Annotated in this window: 17 protein-coding genes and 1 tRNA gene; 14 read left to right on the top strand and 4 right to left on the bottom strand. The window is 59.2% G+C overall.

The features are described from left to right. Positions 1-33: 33 nt before the first annotated feature. From ACQ4W6_RS09800 to ACQ4W6_RS09765, 8 genes are all read left to right on the top strand, one after another. Positions 34-903, top strand: a complete 870-nt coding sequence (locus ACQ4W6_RS09800; protein WP_436566996.1) for a head GIN domain-containing protein — start codon at positions 34-36, stop codon at positions 901-903. A gap of 72 nt (positions 904-975) precedes the next feature. Beyond that, positions 976-1,251: a YkgJ family cysteine cluster protein gene (locus ACQ4W6_RS09795; RefSeq protein ID WP_436566995.1), complete on the top strand. Its 276-nt coding sequence runs from the start codon at positions 976-978 to the stop codon at positions 1,249-1,251. 90 nt (positions 1,252-1,341) lie between these two features. Beyond that, positions 1,342-2,112, top strand: a complete 771-nt coding sequence (locus ACQ4W6_RS09790) for a DeoR/GlpR family DNA-binding transcription regulator (protein WP_436566994.1) — start codon at positions 1,342-1,344, stop codon at positions 2,110-2,112. 34 nt (positions 2,113-2,146) lie between these two features. Continuing rightward, positions 2,147-3,295: an MFS transporter gene (locus ACQ4W6_RS09785; protein WP_436566993.1), complete on the top strand. Its 1,149-nt coding sequence runs from the start codon at positions 2,147-2,149 to the stop codon at positions 3,293-3,295. A gap of 155 nt (positions 3,296-3,450) precedes the next feature. Then, on the top strand, positions 3,451-4,296 hold the full coding sequence (locus ACQ4W6_RS09780) for an undecaprenyl-diphosphate phosphatase (protein ID WP_436566992.1): 846 nt from the start codon (positions 3,451-3,453) through the stop codon (positions 4,294-4,296). Between the two features lie 6 nt (positions 4,297-4,302). After that, on the top strand, positions 4,303-6,126 hold the full coding sequence (gene recQ / locus ACQ4W6_RS09775) for a DNA helicase RecQ (RefSeq protein WP_436566991.1): 1,824 nt from the start codon (positions 4,303-4,305) through the stop codon (positions 6,124-6,126). A 15-nt stretch (positions 6,127-6,141) separates the two neighbouring features. Further along, positions 6,142-7,119 carry a LysR family transcriptional regulator gene (locus tag ACQ4W6_RS09770; protein ID WP_436566990.1) on the top strand — a complete coding sequence of 326 codons (978 nt, stop codon included), beginning with the start codon at positions 6,142-6,144 and terminating at the stop codon, positions 7,117-7,119. Positions 7,120-7,281: 162 nt separating this feature from the next. Further along, complete coding sequence (locus tag ACQ4W6_RS09765) at positions 7,282-8,568, top strand: Glu/Leu/Phe/Val family dehydrogenase (protein WP_436566989.1); 1,287 nt, start codon at positions 7,282-7,284, stop codon at positions 8,566-8,568. A 188-nt stretch (positions 8,569-8,756) separates the two neighbouring features. On the opposite strand, the gene galE is transcribed toward ACQ4W6_RS09765, so the two are convergent. From galE to ACQ4W6_RS09745, 4 genes are all read right to left on the bottom strand, one after another. Next, entirely contained in the window at positions 8,757-9,776 is a 1,020-nt protein-coding gene (gene galE / locus ACQ4W6_RS09760; protein WP_436566988.1) for a UDP-glucose 4-epimerase GalE, read from the bottom strand. Positions 9,777-9,888: 112 nt separating this feature from the next. Further along, a protein-coding gene (locus ACQ4W6_RS09755) for an IS3 family transposase (protein ID WP_436566987.1) occupies positions 9,889-11,114 on the bottom strand; the annotation gives its coding sequence in 2 pieces (ribosomal slippage) (positions 9,889-10,751 and positions 10,751-11,114; 1,227 coding nt in all). Positions 11,115-11,250: 136 nt separating this feature from the next. Beyond that, the gene (trmB, locus tag ACQ4W6_RS09750) at positions 11,251-11,931 is read right to left on the bottom strand and encodes a tRNA (guanosine(46)-N7)-methyltransferase TrmB (RefSeq protein WP_436566986.1); all 681 of its coding nucleotides are present in this window, start codon (positions 11,929-11,931) and stop codon (positions 11,251-11,253) included. Between the two features lie 92 nt (positions 11,932-12,023). After that, positions 12,024-12,097 (bottom strand) — tRNA-Gly (locus ACQ4W6_RS09745). 298 nt (positions 12,098-12,395) lie between these two features. Here ACQ4W6_RS09745 and ACQ4W6_RS09740 point away from each other — a divergent pair. The 6 genes from ACQ4W6_RS09740 to rfbC all read left to right on the top strand — a co-directional run bounded on the left by ACQ4W6_RS09740 (position 12,396) and on the right by rfbC (position 17,798). Then, on the top strand, positions 12,396-12,635 hold the full coding sequence (locus tag ACQ4W6_RS09740) for a hypothetical protein (protein WP_436566985.1): 240 nt from the start codon (positions 12,396-12,398) through the stop codon (positions 12,633-12,635). Between the two features lie 299 nt (positions 12,636-12,934). Beyond that, on the top strand, positions 12,935-13,291 hold the full coding sequence (locus ACQ4W6_RS09735; protein ID WP_436566984.1) for a diacylglycerol kinase: 357 nt from the start codon (positions 12,935-12,937) through the stop codon (positions 13,289-13,291). A gap of 267 nt (positions 13,292-13,558) precedes the next feature. Continuing rightward, a complete protein-coding gene (locus ACQ4W6_RS09730) occupies positions 13,559-14,977 on the top strand; it encodes a mannose-1-phosphate guanylyltransferase/mannose-6-phosphate isomerase (protein ID WP_436566983.1) in 1,419 nt (472 codons plus the stop codon). Between the two features lie 258 nt (positions 14,978-15,235). Further along, entirely contained in the window at positions 15,236-16,315 is a 1,080-nt protein-coding gene (gene rfbB, locus ACQ4W6_RS09725; protein ID WP_436566982.1) for a dTDP-glucose 4,6-dehydratase, read from the top strand. Next, the gene (gene rfbA, locus ACQ4W6_RS09720) at positions 16,315-17,208 is read left to right on the top strand and encodes a glucose-1-phosphate thymidylyltransferase RfbA (protein WP_436566981.1); all 894 of its coding nucleotides are present in this window, start codon (positions 16,315-16,317) and stop codon (positions 17,206-17,208) included. Before rfbB ends, rfbA begins: the two co-directional genes overlap by 1 nt. A gap of 44 nt (positions 17,209-17,252) precedes the next feature. After that, positions 17,253-17,798, top strand: a complete 546-nt coding sequence (gene rfbC / locus ACQ4W6_RS09715; RefSeq protein WP_436566980.1) for a dTDP-4-dehydrorhamnose 3,5-epimerase — start codon at positions 17,253-17,255, stop codon at positions 17,796-17,798. Positions 17,799-17,837: the final 39 nt, after the last annotated feature.

The raw sequence follows: 17,837 nt of genomic DNA, 5'->3' as shown, positions 1-17,837 counted from the left end.
GCCCCGAGCTAAAACAAATATAAAGGAAATACCATGCGTACTTTGCTGGCCCTGTGCTGTGCCGTTGCCCTTGGCGGCTGCGCCATCGTCATCAACCCCAACGATGGCGAAGTGCGCTATTCGGATTCGGGCGGCAATGCCATCCAGGGCAACGGGCAAGTGAACCGCGACGAGCGCCAGGTTAGCAGCCTCAATGCGCTCGACATCGACAACATGAAGCGCATCGACATCAAGATCGACGTGCGCGTCGGCCCGGCGCCGTCGCTGGTGATCGAAGCGGACAACAATCTGCAACCCCTGATCCATAGTGAAGTCAGCGGCAATACCCTGCGCATCTGGAGCGATGCCAACATTCGCAGCGGCAATGGCATCCACGTCATCTATACGACGCCGCATTTGAACAAGATCAATGTCTCCGGCTCTGGCCGCCTGGTGGTCAGTGGTTTGAATGGCGAAGATTTCAGCCTGGTGCAGCACGGCTCGATGAAGAGCGAACTGTCGGGCAAGGTGGCGCGCTTCGACATGGCCAACAACGGTTCGGGCAGCATCAACGCGGCGGCCCTCGCCAGCGGCAACACGGACACGGTGCAGAACGGCTCGGGCCGTATCCAGCTGGGCAGCGTGCGCGGCGAACGCATCAACGTGGCCGTCAACGGCTCCGGCAACATCAGCGCCAGCGGCACCGTGCAGCGCCTCGATGCCAACGTGAATGGCTCGGGCGATATCAACCTGGCCGCGTTGAGCAGCGATGTCGCCTATCTGTCGAGCAACGGTTCCGGCGACATCGATGTCAGCGTGCAGAACGAAGTCAACGCCCGCTCCAGCGGTTCGGGCCGCATCACCGTGCATGGCGACCCAGTGCGCCGCACCCTGTCGGGCAAGCGCGTCAGCGTGGTGCGCTAAACCGGTTCGCACGCCCCCCCGGGGCCGGCTTGCTATACTGTCGGCCCCTGATCCGTTTCCCAGCCAACCGCCATGCCGCTTCCCGCCGTTTCCCTGGCATGCCGCCCCTCCTGTGGCGCCTGCTGCACCGCGCCTTCCATCACCAGCCCGATTCCCGGCATGCCGGGTGGAAAACCTGCGGGCGTGCGCTGCGTGCAACTGGCCGATGATAACCGCTGCCTGATCTTCGGCCAGCCGCAACGACCCGCCTTTTGCGGCGGCTTGCAGCCGTCAAAGGACATGTGCGGCGATAACCGCGAACACGCGGTGCGCTGGCTGGCCGAGCTGGAACGGCTGACGGCCCCCTGAGCAAACACGTCGCCCGCCACAGGGAAGCATTGACTCCGATTGCACGTTTATGTATATTTATGCCTATTCATGCACGTTTCAAGATAATCCATGTCCACTACCCTGCTCCTCAAACAACGCCACGCGCTGATCCAGCACCAATTACAAGCCGATGGCAGAGTCCTGGCGCTGGACCTGGCGCGCCAGCTCGACGTATCCGAAGATACGATACGCCGTGACCTGCGCGAGATGGCGGCGGCTGGCCTGTGCCAGCGCGTGTATGGCGGCGCTCTGCCGCTGGCGCCCGACGGCGGCACCTTGACGCAGCGCAAGCAGGAAGCGCCCGAGCGCAAGGGGCGCCTGGCGCAGGCCGCCATTTCCCTCGTGCGCGCGGGCCAGGTGCTGTTTCTCGACGCGGGGTCGACCAACCTGGCCATCGCCAGCGCCTTGCCAGAGTTGGCGCTCACTGTCGTCACCAATGCGCCGTCCATCGCCATGTTGCTGATGGAGCGCCCGGAAATCGAACTGATCATGGCTGGTGGCAGGGTCGATCGGCGCGCCGGCGCCTGCCTGGGGCCGCAGGCGCTGCGCACGGTCGAGCGCATGCATCCCGACCTGTGTTTCCTGGGCGCTTGCGGCGCCGATGCGGACGCGGGCGTGACGTCGTTCAATTACGACGAGGCCGAATTCAAGCGCAGCATCGCCGGCGCCAGCAAGGCCGTGGTAGTGGCCGTTACCAGCGACAAACTGGGCACGGCCGCGCCCTTCGGCGTGCTGGCCACTGGCTTGCTGCAGCACCTGGTACTGGAAGCGGACGCCGATGTGGCCCACGCTGCCGCCTTTGAACGGCTGGGCGTACAGGTCTTGCGCGCGCGCACCTGATGTTTATTCACCTCTGACTCTGGAAACATTCCCCATGCACCTTACCGGTACCCTGCAACAACGCGCCACGCGCCTGGTTTTCTTTGCCGCCGGCCTTGGTATGGCCGCCTGGGCCCCGCTGGTCCCGTACGCCAAGTCGCGCCTGGGCCTCGACGAAGCCACCCTGGGCATCTTGCTGCTGTGCCTGGGCGCCGGTTCGCTGTGCGCAATGCCATTTACCGGCATGCTCTCGGCACGCTTCGGCTGCCGCAAAGTCATCATCAGCGCCGGCCTGCTGCTGATCGCCATCCTGCCCGGCCTGGCACTGGCGGCCACGCCGCTGCAACTGGGGCTGGTGCTGCTGGTCTTCGGCGCGGCCATGGGCACGTTTGACGTGGCCATCAATATCCAGGCCGTGGTCATCGAAAAAGCCAATGGCGGCGCCATGATGTCGGGCTTTCATGCGCTGTTCAGCGTGGGCGGCTTCGCCGGCGCGGCCTGCATGGCCCTGCTGTTGTGGCTAGGCCTGTCTCCCGCCTGGTCCTGCGTGGTGGTGATGCTGCTGCTGTGCGCCGTGTTGGGCGCGGCGCAAGGCCATCTGCTAGCAACAGCATCAAACTCCGGCGAAAAGACGCCATTGTTCGTCATGCCGCACGGCGCCGTGATCCTGATCGGCCTGTTGTGCTTCATCGTCTTCCTGGCCGAGGGTGCCATCCTCGACTGGAGCGCCCTGTTCCTCACTACCACGCGCGGCCTCGATGAAGCCAAGGGCGGGCTGGGCTACGCCGCCTTCGCCATCGCCATGACCGTGGGCCGCTTCACGGGCGACAAGGTGGTCAGCCGCTTTGGCGGCAAGCGCGTGCTCACTTTCGGCGGACTGTGCGCAGCGGGCGGCTTCTTTTTGGCAGTGCTGGCGCCACAGGCAAGCCTGGCCATGGCCGGTTTCGTGCTGATCGGCCTGGGCGCAGCCAATATCGTGCCCATCCTGTTTACGGCAGCGGGCAACCAGAACGCCATGCCGGCCAGCCTGGCCGTGGCGGCCATCACCACCATCGGCTACGCGGGCATCCTGGCCGGCCCAGCCGTCATCGGCTTCGTGGCGCACGCCACCAGCCTGAATATCGCCTTCGCCATGCTGGGCTGCGCCCTGCTGCTGGTAGCGGCCAGCGCGCGCCTGGCCGCGCCGGAAAAACAGGCTGCCTGATTCCTCCCTTGCCTGGCGGATGGCGCTAAAAAAGCGCCGCCCGCCAGCGTCCAAATGCCAGCTGCGGCTCTCTCTCGTGGTAAGCTTCGACCCCGCGCGCATTGCTGGCGCCACGCGGTCACCCCATCCTGTCACTTTTACCTGTTTATATACCTATGGATCTCATTCTTGCGTTAAAAGCCATCATCATGGGGCTGGTCGAAGGTTTTACCGAATTTTTGCCAATTTCTTCCACCGGACACCTGATCCTCGCTGGCAGCCTGCTCGACTTTACCCAGGATGTGTCGAAAGAGGTCATGGACGTCTTCGAGATTGCGATCCAGGCCGGCGCCATCCTGGCCGTCTGCTGGGAATACCGCCAGCGCATCGGCAGCGTGCTGACCACCTTCAGCAGCGAAGTCAAGTCGCGCAAGTTCGTACTCAATGTGGTCATCGCCTTCCTGCCGCTGGCCGTCATTGGCCTGGCCATCGGCAAGATGATCAAGCACGCGCTGTTCAAGCCCGTGCCCGTGGCCATGGCCTTCATCATCGGCGGCATCATCATCCTGCTGGTCGAACGCCGCGCGCGCATCAACCCGGTCACCGTGCGCGTCAATTCGGTCGATGAAATGACGCCGTTCGACGCCTTGAAAGTGGGCTGCGCCCAAGCGTTTGCGCTGATCCCCGGCACCAGCCGTTCCGGCTCGACCATCATCGGCGGCATGCTGCTGGGCCTGTCGCGCAAGACAGCCACCGAATTCTCGTTCTTCCTGGCCATCCCTACGTTGCTGGCCGCGACCTTCTACTCGCTGTATAAAGCGCGCGACATCCTGTCGGCCGCCGACGCGCCCCTGTTTGGCCTGGGCACCGTGGCCGCCTTCATCTCCGCCTTCCTGTGCGTGCGCTGGCTGCTGCGCTATATCAGCTCGCACGACTTCACGTTTTTTGCCTGGTACCGCATCGTGTTTGGCCTGCTGGTGCTGGCCAGCGCCCATTTCGGCTGGGTTGTTTGGGCAGCATAAGGCACTATGAATCAAGATCTTAACCAGCGCGCGCTGCACCTGCTGCAGACCGTTTTCGGCTACCCGGCCTTCCGAGGCCAGCAAGCCGATATCGTCGACCACGTCAGCCATGGCGGCGACGCGCTGGTATTGATGCCCACCGGCGGCGGCAAGTCGCTGTGCTATCAAATTCCCGCGCTGCTGCGCGACGGCGTCGGCGTCGTCATCTCGCCGCTGATCGCCTTGATGCAGGACCAGGTCGATGCACTGGCCGAAGTGGGCGTACGCGCCGCCTTCCTGAACTCCACGCAGACCTACGAAGAAGCGAACCGCATCGAGCGCCTGGTACGCACCGGCCAGATCGACGTCGTCTACGTGGCGCCTGAGCGCCTGATGACGCAGCGCTGCCTGGACTTGTTCCAGGCCTCGAAGATCTCCCTGTTCGCCATCGACGAAGCGCATTGCGTGGCCCAGTGGGGCCACGATTTCCGTCCCGAATACATCAAGCTGTCGGTGCTGCACGAGCAATTCCCGGACGTGCCGCGCATCGCACTGACGGCCACTGCCGACCCGCAGACGCGCGCCGAAATCGCCATGCGCCTGCAGTTGGACGATGCGCGCCAGTTTGTCTCGTCGTTCGACCGCCCGAACATCCGCTACCAGATCGTGGAAAAGGCCAACGGCCGCAAGCAGCTGCTTGACTTCATCAACACCGAACATACTGGCGACTGCGGCATCGTCTACTGCCTGTCGCGCAAGAAAGTCGAAGAGACGGCGGAATTTCTGAACCAGAGCGGCATCCGCGCCCTGGCGTATCACGCCGGCATGGAGTACGCCAAACGCAGCGCCAACCAGGCGCGCTTCCTGCGCGAAGAAAACATCGTCATGGTTGCCACCATCGCCTTCGGCATGGGTATCGACAAGCCCGACGTGCGCTTCGTCGCGCATCTGGATCTGCCAAAAAGCATCGAGGGATATTACCAGGAAACGGGACGCGCGGGCCGCGACGGCATGGCCGCCAACGCCTGGATGGCGTATGGCTTGCAAGACGTGGTGCTGCAGCGGCGCATGATCGACGAATCGGAAGCCGAGGACACCTTCAAGCGCGTGCTGGGGGTCAAGCTCGACGCCATGCTGGGCCTGTGCGAAACGCTCAGCTGCCGGCGCATGCGCTTGCTCGAATACTTCGGCGAGCCGGCTTCGCCGTGCGGCAATTGCGATACCTGCCTGGTGCCGCCCGTGTCGTTTGACGGCACGGTGCCCGTGCAAAAACTGCTGTCGGCCATCTACCGTGTCGACCAGCGCTTCGCCGGCGGCCATGTGATCGACGTGCTGCGCGGCATGGAGTCAGAACGCATCAAGACCTGGCACCACGATTCGCTATCCGTCTTCGGTATCGGCTCGGACCTGGGCGAAGCGGAATGGAAATCGATTTTGCGCCAGGCCATCGCACTGGGCCTGGTATCGGTCGACCATGAACAATACAGCTCGCTGAAACTGACGGACGCCTCGCGCCCCGTGCTGAAGGGCGGCCAGAAGGTGCAGCTGCGCCAGTACCAGAAACCCGTCAAGACCAGCAAGCGCGGTACCAGCGTGGCGAAAGGCTATGTCGAAACGGATTTATCCTCCAGCGAACAGGCCATCTTCGACAAGCTGCGCTGGTGGCGCGTAGAGACGGCGCGCACGCACAATGTGCCCGCCTACGTGATCTTCGTCGACGCCACCCTGCGCGAGATCGCCAAGGCCAAGCCCACCTCGCTGGAACAGATGCGCGGCGTGAGCGGCGTGGGCGAGAAAAAACTGGCCTCGTACGGCGACGAAATCGTGGCCATGATTTTAGAGATGACCTGACGGAACGCTTTTGCGATGGAAACCAAATGGCTGGAAGACTTCATCTCGCTCGCTGAAACGCATAATTTCAGCCGTTCCGCGGCCCTGCGCCACGTCACCCAGCCCGCTTTTTCGCGGCGCATCCAGTCGCTCGAAAACTGGCTTGGCATCGACCTGGTCGACCGCACCTCGTATCCCACGCGGCTGACGCCGGCCGGCGCCGTGTTTTATGAGCAGGCGCTGGAAATGCTGGGGCAAATCAACGGCGTGCGCGCCCTGTTGCGCGGCAAGCGCGCGGCCACGCAAACGAGTGTCGATTTCGCCGTACCGCACACCTTGTCGCTGACCTTCATGCCGAAATGGCTGACGGCGCTGGAAGACGGTTTTGCGCCAATCAACAGCCGCCTGATGGCCCTGAATGTGCACGACGCCGTACTGCAGCTGGTCGACGGCGGCTGCGACCTGCTGCTGTGCTACCACCATCCGCGCCAGCCGGTGCAGCTGGACCCGGGCCGCTACGACATGCTGGTGATGGGCCGCGAAACCCTGCGCGCCTACGCGCGCTGCGGCCAGGACAAGGTGCCGGACTTCGTCCTGCCGGGCAGCGCCAAGGAGCCGCTGCCCTTTCTCTCCTACACCAGCAACGCTTATCTCGGGCGCATGGTGGAACTGCTGGTGGCCGACGCCAAGACGCCCCTGTTCCTGGAAACCTGCTACGAAACGGACATGGCCGAAGGCCTCAAGATGATGGCGCTGGAAGGGCGCGGCATCGCCTTCTTGCCCGAATCGGCCGTCATGCGCGACGTCAAATACAAGCACCTGGCGCGCGCCGACGGCGGTGCACCGGGCTGGGAAATCGAGCTGGAAATCCGCCTCTACCGCGAACGCCCGTCCAGCCTGCGCCCCGGCAAGCAGATCATCGAAAGCCTGTGGCAATATCTGGTGCAGGCGCAGGACGGCAAGCCGCGTACGGGCAAGCGCCGCAAGCGCGCCGCCGAGGCCGGTCTATCCTGATTGGCAATCCTGACGATATAACTATGCAATAAATGCATAACCGGATGCGCACAAAGCATTGGCCGGGGCATGAGGCTATCGCCTACGATGCGGTTCCGCTGCGCGCCACTGCATCTCGGCTGCGCCTCTAACGTATTCGTATTGTCCAGGAGCTTATCAAGCATGACCAGCAAGCACGCACTTCCTTCCTACCTCAATCCTGAAGACCTGGGCCCATGGGGCGTCTACCTCGAGCAGATCGAGCGCGTTACGCCGTACCTGGGCAACCTGTCGCGCTGGGTGGAAACGCTGAAGCGTCCAAAGCGCATCCTGACGGTCGACGTGCCTATCGAGCGCGATGACGGCAGCATCGCCCACTACGAAGGCTACCGCGTGCAGCACAATATGTCGCGCGGCCCCGGCAAGGGCGGCGTGCGCTTCCACCAGGACGTGACGTTATCGGAAGTAATGGCGCTGTCGGCCTGGATGACGGTCAAGAATGCGGCCGTCAACGTGCCATACGGCGGTGCCAAGGGCGGCATCCGCGTCGATCCAAAGACCCTTTCGCGCAACGAGCTGCAGCGCCTAACGCGCCGCTACACCAGCGAAATCAGTATGATCATCGGACCGAACAAGGATATTCCCGCACCGGACGTCAACACCAATGAACAGGTGATGGCCTGGATGATGGACAGCTACTCCATGCTCAATGGCAATATGTCGACCGGCGTGGTGACCGGCAAGCCGATCTCGCTGGGCGGCAGCCTGGGTCGCCGCGATGCGACGGGCCGCGGCGTGTTCGTCGTCGGTTGCGATGCGGCTGCCAAGGTTGGCATGTCGCTCGAAGGCGCGAAAGTCATCGTGCAAGGTTTCGGTAACGTGGGCGGCGTCGCTGCCCGCATGTTTGCTGAAGCCGGCTCGAAAGTGGTCGCGGTACAGGACCACAACACCACCGTGGTGCACGCCGGCGGCCTGAACATCCCGCAATTGTTGGCGCACGTGGCCGAAGTGGGCAGCGTCGAAGGCTTCCCGGGCGCCGAGGCATTCTTGCCACGCGAAGATTTCTGGGCCATCGATTGCGACATCCTGATCCCGGCCGCACTGGAACAGCAGATCACCGCCGAGCGCGCGCAAGTGATCCGCGCCAAGATCATCCTGGAAGGCGCCAACGGCCCGACCCTGCCCGCCGCCGACGACATCCTGACCGACCGCGGCGTCTTGATCGTGCCGGACGTGCTGGCCAATGCCGGCGGCGTGACCGTCAGCTACTTCGAGTGGGCGCAGAACTTCTCGAGCTTCTTCTGGACCGAAGAAGAAATCAACAGCCGCCTGACCCGCATCATGCGCGAAGCCTTCGATTCCGTATGGCAAGTGTCGCAAGAGAAGAAAGTGTCGATGCGTACCGCCACCTTCATCCTGGCATGCACCCGCGTGCTGCAGGCGCGCGAGGTACGTGGTCTGTATCCTTAATGGTCACCTGAGAAAAAGCCCGGGGCGTTGTTGCCTGCCCCTCGCCCTACTCGCGTACTGTATTCTGGGCGACGCCTAGCCCTGGGCATTTTTCAGGCGCCATTGGCTTGCTGGCGCTCTAAAAAAAATCCCGCCACACTGACGTGTGAGCGGGATTTTTTGTATATAGCGGACTTTTTTACTCGATATTACGCCGCATAGCCTTGCGGGTTCTGGTGCTGCCAGCGCCAGTGGTCGCGACACATGTCGTCAATGTTCTTCTGTGCTTGCCAGCCCAGCAACTCGCGCGCCTTGTCGGCCGAGGCATAGCAACTGGCGATGTCGCCGGGGCGGCGCGGAACAATGTCGTATGGCACGGCGCGACCGCTGGCGGCCTCGAAGGCGCGCACTGTGTCGAGCACGCTGTAACCGTGGCCCGTGCCCAGGTTGACGGTAAAGCCACCCTCGGTGGAAAACAGACGGTTCAACGCGGCCACATGACCCAGCGCCAGGTCGACCACGTGAATATAGTCACGCACGCCAGTGCCGTCCGGTGTCGCGTAATCGTTGCCAAACACGGCCAGGCGTGCGCGGCGGCCCACGGCGACCTGGGCGATGAATGGCATCAGGTTGTTCGGGATGCCGGCCGGATCTTCGCCAATCAAGCCGCTGGCGTGCGCGCCCACGGGGTTGAAGTAGCGCAGCACGCCGACCTGCCACTGGGCATCGGCATGCACGACATCGGCCAGGATCTGCTCGACCATCAGCTTGGAGCGGCCATACGGATTCGTCACGGACAGGCGCGACGTTTCCAGGATCGGCAAGGCTTCCGGATCGCCATACACGGTCGCCGACGAGCTGAACACAAAGCGCTTCACGTTCGCCGCCGCCAGCACTTCCAGCAGGGCCACCGTGCCAGTCACATTGTTGTCCATGTACCTCAACGGCTGGGCCACCGACTCGCCCACCGCCTTCAGGCCCGCGAAATGAATCACGGCATCGATGGCATGCTCGCGCAGAACGGCGGCCATGGCTGCGCGGTCGCGCACGTCAGCCTCATAGAAAGGCACATGCTTGCCGGAAATGCGCTCAACGCGCGCCATCGCTTCACGCGCGCTATTGCACAGATTATCCACTGCGACCACGTCAAAGCCAGCCGCCAGCAATTCAACGCAAGTGTGTGAGCCGATGAAACCGGACGCGCCGGTGACGAGTATTTTCTTGGCCATAAAATCAATCAATGCGAAAAAGATAAGACTAACGGAATTTTCCCGTATTGTGAAGTCTGCACACAGCAGCGCGAGCATGTCCAGTCCTAAAATAGGTTGACAGTATTTATTGCTACATAAACGCCCGATGCACCGCACCGGGCGTTTTGTATTTCAGGGCCGTGTGCGGCCGTTCTTGGTTATAGATCCGCACCGATTGCGCCACCATTTTGCTCGCCTGTTTGAGGTCTGCAGGTCGGTTCAGCAAGAATTCCCCCTTTAGAATGCCGTTGATCCGTTCCGCAAGCGCATTCTGATAGCAGTCGTAGCCATCTGTCATGGAGCAAGTGAGCCCGTAACGACGATGAATTTCCTGGTAACAAGTAGAGCAATACTGGATGCCCCGGTCTGAATGATGAATCAGTGGCGTCTTGCCTTGGCGCCCTCGCAAGGCCATTTTCAACGCCTCGCTCACTTCTTCGGTCTGCAAGCTCCCATGCACATGGTAGCCCACGATCTTGCGCGAATAAACATCCGTTACCAAGCTGACATAGACGAATTTTCCCGCTGTCGGCAAATAAGTGATGTCGGCCACCCACACTTGCTCTGGCTGCGTGGCAATCACCTGTTCCGGCCCTGCTTTGAGCAAATTGGGGTGGCGCCGGAAACGGTGATGGCTATTCGTGGTCTTGTGATAGGCCCGTTGCGGTTGTACCAGCAGTCGCTGCTGCCGCAAGATATCAAATAGCCCGTCGCGCCCCACTTTGATATTTGCCTGGGCAAATGCCGCACCCAGCATGCTGTGCAGCTTGCGTGTGCCAATGCGAGGCTGGCGCAGGCGTATCGGTTGCACCAGCTTGACGACTGTTTGCGCTCTGTCTTGGCACTGTCGCTCTCGCTGATGGCGCTGGTAATAGGCTTGGCGGCTGATGCCGATGCAGCGGCAGGCCCTCTCGACGCTCAGTCCTTCGACTTGCTTGCGCGAGATGGCCTGCCCAAAGGCTTTTTTATCGTCACCCCGTACTCGTCACGCAGGATGTTGATGACCGTCTCAAACAGCGCGGATTTCTGTTGTTCTTCCCTGAGCTGACGCTCCAACTCCTTGATACGTTGCTCTGGCGTCAGTGGCTTGGTCGATTTGTCTGTCATCGTCGCTCTCCGTTGGCTTAGGCCCCTTGGATGCGTCCAATCCTGCAGGCCGTGTTTGCGACACCATACCAAAACCGTTGACCGACCCTGTATTCCGTACCGCATTTGCGCCTGCTTGTACGTCATCTCGCCTTTTTCCACCTGCTCGACAACGCTCAATTTAAAAGCCAGGCTGTAATCGCGCTGGCTACGTTTAAACCCTTGTCCCATTTGACACTCCTTCTCTTCATCGAAAAAGTGTCAACTTATTTCAGGACGGGTCAGCAATAATAAAAAAGCCTGCAGCGTCGTGCAGCAGGCTTTTTTCTTGTGCAAACGGCACAGGCGGGCAAGCCATCATTGGCGTTTATTTCTTGATGAACAGCAAATCCCATACACCATGGCCCAGCTTCAAGCCACGGTTTTCAAACTTGGTCAGCGGACGATATGCCGGTTGCGGCGCATAGGCTTCGGCGCTGTTTTGCAATTGCGGTTCGGCGCCCAGCACTTCGAGCATTTGCACCGCGTAATCTTCCCAGTCTGTGGCGCAATGCAGATAGCCGCCGGGCGCTAGGCGATCGGTCAGTTGCTTGACGAATGGCGACTGGATCAAGCGGCGCTTGTTGTGGCGCGCCTTATGCCATGGATCGGGGAAAAAGACGTGGATGCCGGCCAGCGAATTGGCTGGAATCATGTGCGTCAGCACTTCCACCGCGTCGTGCTGCAGCAGGCGCAGATTCGTCAGGGATTCTTCGCCGATCAGCTTCAACAGGCTGCCGACACCGGGCGTATGCACCTCAACGCCAATAAAATCTTTCTCCGGCATGGCCTTGGCGATATGCGCCGTGGTAGCGCCCATGCCAAAGCCGATTTCGAGGATGACCGGTGCCTTGCGGCCGAACACCTGCTCGAAATCCAGGGATTCCTTGGTGAAAGGCAACAGAAACTGCGGCCCCAGCGTCTCAAGCGCGCGCGCCTGCGCCACAGAAAGCCGTCCTGCGCGGGTCACGAAACTGCGGATGCGGTGTTCGGTCGGATCGTACATCATCGGCCGCGCCGGGCCGTTTACTGGGGTATCTGAAGACATTGGAGTGAAGAAAAAAGTAGCCGCGCCGCACAAAACCAGGCGCCAGCGAAAAATGGAGCGGGTGAAGGGAATCGAACCCTCGTCGTAAGCTTGGGAAGCTTCTGCTCTACCATTGAGCTACACCCGCGAAGCCTGCATTTTACGCGGGATAATGTAGACTGGCAAACTCCGTACCAGTCACTCGCACCGTCACCAAATTACGAAATCGCATTTAAAAACAGACATTTATATATAAATTTATTTCACTTGCACCCAGATTGAGGGCACAGATGACAAAAATGCTTTAATATGCCTCGTGAATAGGTACGTTGGCGTTCGCGCTTGCGTCAAAGCACAGACTAAAACAAAAAAAGTTGCTACAATCGTATAGTAGTTCTGTAAGTTCCAACTTTCTCCCTCCACTGTTTAACTAAAAAGGATATCCCATGAAGAAAATTCTGATCGCCTCGGCAATCCTGTGCTTCGCTTCCGCGCAAGCAATGGCTCAATCGGCTCCGACTCCTGCACCAGTTGCAGCACCAGCGGCTGGCGCAGCTGCTGGCACCACCGTTGCCGGCCTGAGCGTCAGCACCATGATCGCTATCGGTGCAGCCGTCGCTGTCGTAGCCGGCGCAGCAAGCTCTGATTCGACCACCACCCACCACGGCACCACCACCCATCATTAATCCTTTGCTGCCCAGGCAGCACAAGATAGGCCTCAGCCGACGGTTGATCTTCAGCCAGACGGTGCAGGCCTGATACAGTGTTAGATTGACATGCATAATGTTAATCTCAGCCCAAAAAGCCCCTTTCAATTTGAAAAGGGCTTTTTATTTTTCGATAAGCAACATCGAAATGAAGACGCTGGCAACTGCGCCGCATTGCAATTCATCGTGCAATATGGATAAACTATGCCGTCCGATTTATTTCATTTAGAAATTTGTTTTCATGTCTGTCAATCACCTAGCTCCAGCATTGCGTCCTGATGAAGAACCAGCCGTTTTATAATCGCGTGTTTTTTGCCTTGCAAGGCATAGGCGCCGCGCTGCGCATGGAGTCGAGCTTTCGCATGCAATGCCTTGCCGCGCTGATTGTGGTGATCTTGCTGGTATGCGTCAGGCCGGCCATGATCTGGTGGGCGCTACTGCTGCTCAATTGCGGAATGGTGCTGGCGGCGGAACTCTTCAACACGGCACTTGAGCATCTGATCGATCACTTGCACCCTGAACTTCATCCCAGCATCAAAATTGTCAAGGATTGTGCAGCAGGATCTGTGCTGGTGCTCAGTTTGAGTGCTGTGGCCATATTTGTTGCTTTTTTGATCGAAATAGTGTTGATATAAACAATACTCCAGGCGGCCAAATTATAATCCACCACGTAGCCAGGCAATATCTGATACTCAGTGACAGTTCACAGGGTGGCGCAATAAAAAACAAAAATTTGTAGAAGCGATTAAAATATTGTTATATTTAAATAATTTAATCGCTCCAAAAAGATGCTTTCTTTTTCTCGTATATTTCAGAAAATTCTACAGGTACCGATGCCTTGCGAATGAGTGATGCCCCAGCCAGTCCAATAAATTTGTTTTTAATTTTGAATTGATGCATAAATGAATACTCCCCTTGTTCCTGTCATTCTTTGTGGTGGTTCCGGTACACGTTTGTGGCCACTTTCCCGTGAAGGGTTCCCTAAGCAATTTTTACGTCTGTCCGGCGAGGACAGCATGTTGCAGCAGACGCTGCAACGCTTGGCTGGCATCGAAACACTGGCGCCAGCTTTGCTGGTATGCAATGAATCGTCGCGCTTCATCGTCGCCGAACAACTGCGCGAAATTGGCCTGACCGATGCCCGCATGGTGCTCGAACCGATGCGCCGCAACACGGCACCCGCCATCGCCACAGCCGCATTGCAGGCGCTGGCAAATGGCGAAGATCCGATTCTGCTGGTCCTGCCGTCCGACCACGTCATCCTCGACACGCCGGCATTTCACCGTGCTATCGCCTTGGCGCGCGTTGCTGCAGAACAAGGTAGTCTGCTCACATTCGGTATTACACCTACCGGTCCTGAAACCGGCTATGGCTATATCCGCGCCGAAAATGCAGAAGCGGGCCAGGTACATCGCATTGTAGAGTTCGTCGAAAAGCCGGCCTTGGCGCTGGCTGAACAATACATCGCCAGTGGCGATTATTTCTGGAACAGCGGCATGTTCCTGTTCCGCGCCAGCCGTTACCTGGAAGAACTGGAACGCTTCCAGCCTGCCGTCGTGACGGCTTGCCGCGAAGCGCTGGCAAAGGCAAAGAGTGACCTCGATTTCATCCGCCTGGACCACGACGCCTATGCGACCTGCCCCGATATCGCCGTCGACTACGCCGTCATGGAGCGCACCAGCGCTGCGGCCACCATCGCACTTGATGCCGGCTGGAACGATATCGGCTCGTGGGCAGCCGTCCTTGAAGTCGCAAAAAAAGACGCCGGCAATAATAGCGCCCAAGGCGATGTGGTCATGCAAGATTGCAACGATTGCCTGGTGCACGGCAACAGCCGCCTGGTCACCGCCATCGGCATGCGCAATACCATTATCGTGGAAACGGCCGATGCAGTGCTGGTCATGGATGCGGATCAGGCACAACACACCAAGAATCTGGTAGCGCAACTGGTTAGCAAAGACCGCAATGAAGCCACGATGCACCGCGAAGTGTTCCGCCCGTGGGGGTCGTACGATTCGATCGGCAACGGCGAGCGTTTCCAGGTCAAGCGCATTACCGTCAAGCCGGGCGCCAAACTTTCATTGCAAATGCACCATCACCGCGCTGAGCATTGGATTGTCGTTTCGGGTACCGCCCAGATCACCAACGGCGACAAGGAATACCTGCTGACGGAAAACCAGTCCACCTATATTCCGCTTGGCGTGGTGCACTCATTGGCCAATCCGGGCAAGGTACCGCTGGAACTGATTGAGATCCAATCGGGCAGCTACCTGGGCGAGGACGACATCGTACGGTTCGAAGACCGTTACGGCCGGGTTTAAGCACGCTGGTCAAAGGGATATGGCATTGCCATATCCCTTGCCATTCATACAGAAGTTTAAGTTGGGAATGATCCGCGCATCACTTCAATCGGCCATTTTCTGCGCCAGAGCGGACATTACTTGAAGGCAAGCCTGACGCGACAGGACCATGGCAAGACAGTGGTTGATACTGTGCAAGCGAGCGTCAAAGAATGGCGCGTACCAATACAATTTTGTTAAAATATTTAACAATTTCCAAAGCAAGAAAGGGATAACAGCATGATTTTAGTTACTGGCGGCGCCGGATTCATCGGATCCAATTTTGTACGTGACTGGCTGGCGCTCAATGATGAACCCGTCCTGACCCTTGATAAACTGACCTATGCTGGTAATCTCAGCAATCTGGCAAGCCTTGAACAAGATCCGCGGCACATCTTCGTGCGCGGCGATATTTGCGATACGGCTCTTGTCTCGCGTTTGCTGGCAGAACACAAGCCGCGCGCCATCGTGCACTTTGCAGCCGAAAGCCATGTTGATCGTTCGATCCATAGCCCCGGCGAATTCATTTCAACCAACGTCAACGGTACCTTCAGCCTGCTCGAAGCAGCACGCGCTTACTGGTCCGGACTGACTGGCGACGACAAGGACGGCTTCCGTTTCCTGCACGTCTCGACCGATGAAGTGTATGGCACGCTAGGCCCGCAAGATCCGCCATTCACGGAAACCACGCCATATGCGCCGAACAGCCCGTATTCAGCCTCGAAAGCAGCATCCGACCACCTGGTGCGCGCGTATTTCCATACCTATGGCATGCCCGTGCTGACGACGAACTGCTCGAACAACTATGGTTCCTTCCATTTCCCGGAAAAACTGATTCCCCTCATTATCAGCAATGCCCGCGCTGGCAAAGCCTTGCCGATCTACGGCGATGGCATGCAGGTACGCGACTGGCTCTACGTGAGCGACCACTGCTCGGCGATCCGCCGCGTGCTGGAAGCGGGCCGCCTGGGCGAGGTCTACAACGTCGGCGGCTGGAACGAAATGGCCAATCTTGAAGTCGTGCACACCCTTTGCGATATTCTCGACACGCTGGATCCGAAAGCGTCGGGCAGCTATCGCGAGCAAATTACCTATGTGCAAGACCGTCCCGGCCACGACCGCCGCTACGCCATCGATGCACGCAAGATTGAGCGTGAACTGGGCTGGAAGCCGGCTGAGACGTTTGAAACCGGCATCCGCAAGACGGTGCAGTGGTACCTGGACAACCAGACATGGGTGCGCGACGTACAATCGGGTGAATACCTGAATTGGGTAGAAAAGAACTACGCGGCACGCGATACGACACAAGAGGCAAACTGATGAGCACAGTTACCGAACGTAAAGGCATCATCCTGGCCGGCGGCTCCGGCACGCGCCTGTATCCGGTCACCATGGCGGTATCGAAGCAACTGCTGCCAGTGTATGACAAGCCGATGATTTACTATCCGCTGACCACCCTGATGCTGGCCGGCATACGCAATATCCTGATCATCTCGACGCCTCAGGATACGCCACGCTTCCAGGAGTTGCTGGGCGATGGCAGCCAATGGGGTATCAGTCTGACTTACGCCGTGCAACCGTCCCCTGATGGGCTGGCGCAAGCCTTCATCATCGGCAAGGAGTTCGTCGGTGAAGCGCCATCGGCATTGATCCTGGGCGACAACATTTATTACGGTCACGACTTTGAGACGCAATTGCGCGAAGCATCGGCGCGCACCAGCGGCTCCACCGTGTTCGCGTATCACGTGCAAGATCCGGAACGCTATGGCGTGGTTGACTTCGATGAACAACGGCGCGCTGTCAGCATCGAAGAAAAACCGCTCAAACCAAAATCGAACTACGCCGTCACCGGCCTGTATTTCTATGACAGCCAGGTATGCGATATCGCCGCAGGCATTGCGCCTTCGCCGCGCGGCGAACTGGAAATTACCGACGTCAACTGTGTCTATCTGGAACGCGGCGAGCTGAACGTCGAACTGATGGGCCGCGGCATGGCTTGGCTCGATACCGGTACGCACGAATCGCTGCTGGAAGCGGGGCAATTCATCGCCACCATCGAAAATCGCCAGGGACTTAAAGTGGCTTGCCCGGAAGAGATTGCCTATCGAAAAGGCTATATTGACGCTGCCAAACTGACGCAACTGGCGCAGCCGTTGAAGAAGAACGCCTATGGCCAATATCTGTTGCGTTTGCTCGACGACAAGATATTCTGAGACGCGCCGCGCCTTCCACTTAGTTCATACCATACTGATAGACCATGCAAATTCAGACCACCGCCATACCTGACGTGTTGATACTCGAACCAACCGTATTTGGTGACGACCGCGGCTTTTTTTATGAGAGCTTCAACAAAAAACGCTTCGCCGAACTGACCGGCGTGACACGCGAATTCATACAGGATAACCACTCCAAGTCCGCCAAGGGCGTATTGCGTGGTCTGCATTATCAGATCCAGCGGCCACAAGGCAAACTGGTGCGTGTCACCGCCGGCGAAGTATTCGACGTCGTCGTCGATCTGCGTAAAAGCTCGCCAACTTTTGGAAAATGGGTTGGCGTCGTGTTGTCCGCCGCCAACAAACGTCAGTTATGGGTGCCTGAAGGCTTTGCCCACGGCTTCGTGGTCACCAGCGACAGTGCCGAGTTCCTCTACAAGACCACCGATTACTGGGCGCCAGAGTTTGAGCGTTGCGTCTTGTGGAACGATCCGGCGATCGGCATCGACTGGCCATTGGACGGCGAGCCGCTGCTGTCGGGCACAGACAAGGTCGGGACACTGCTGACCAACGCCGACGTCTTCGCTTGACCAACACCTGCGGCACCGCAACGCGGTGCCGCAGTCATC

This window comes from Janthinobacterium woesei (assembly GCF_051380875.1).
Taxonomy (GTDB): Bacteria; Pseudomonadota; Gammaproteobacteria; order Burkholderiales; family Burkholderiaceae_D; genus Janthinobacterium.
Note: the sequence above shows the minus strand (reverse complement) of the source record. Positions and strands in the feature narration are given on the sequence as shown.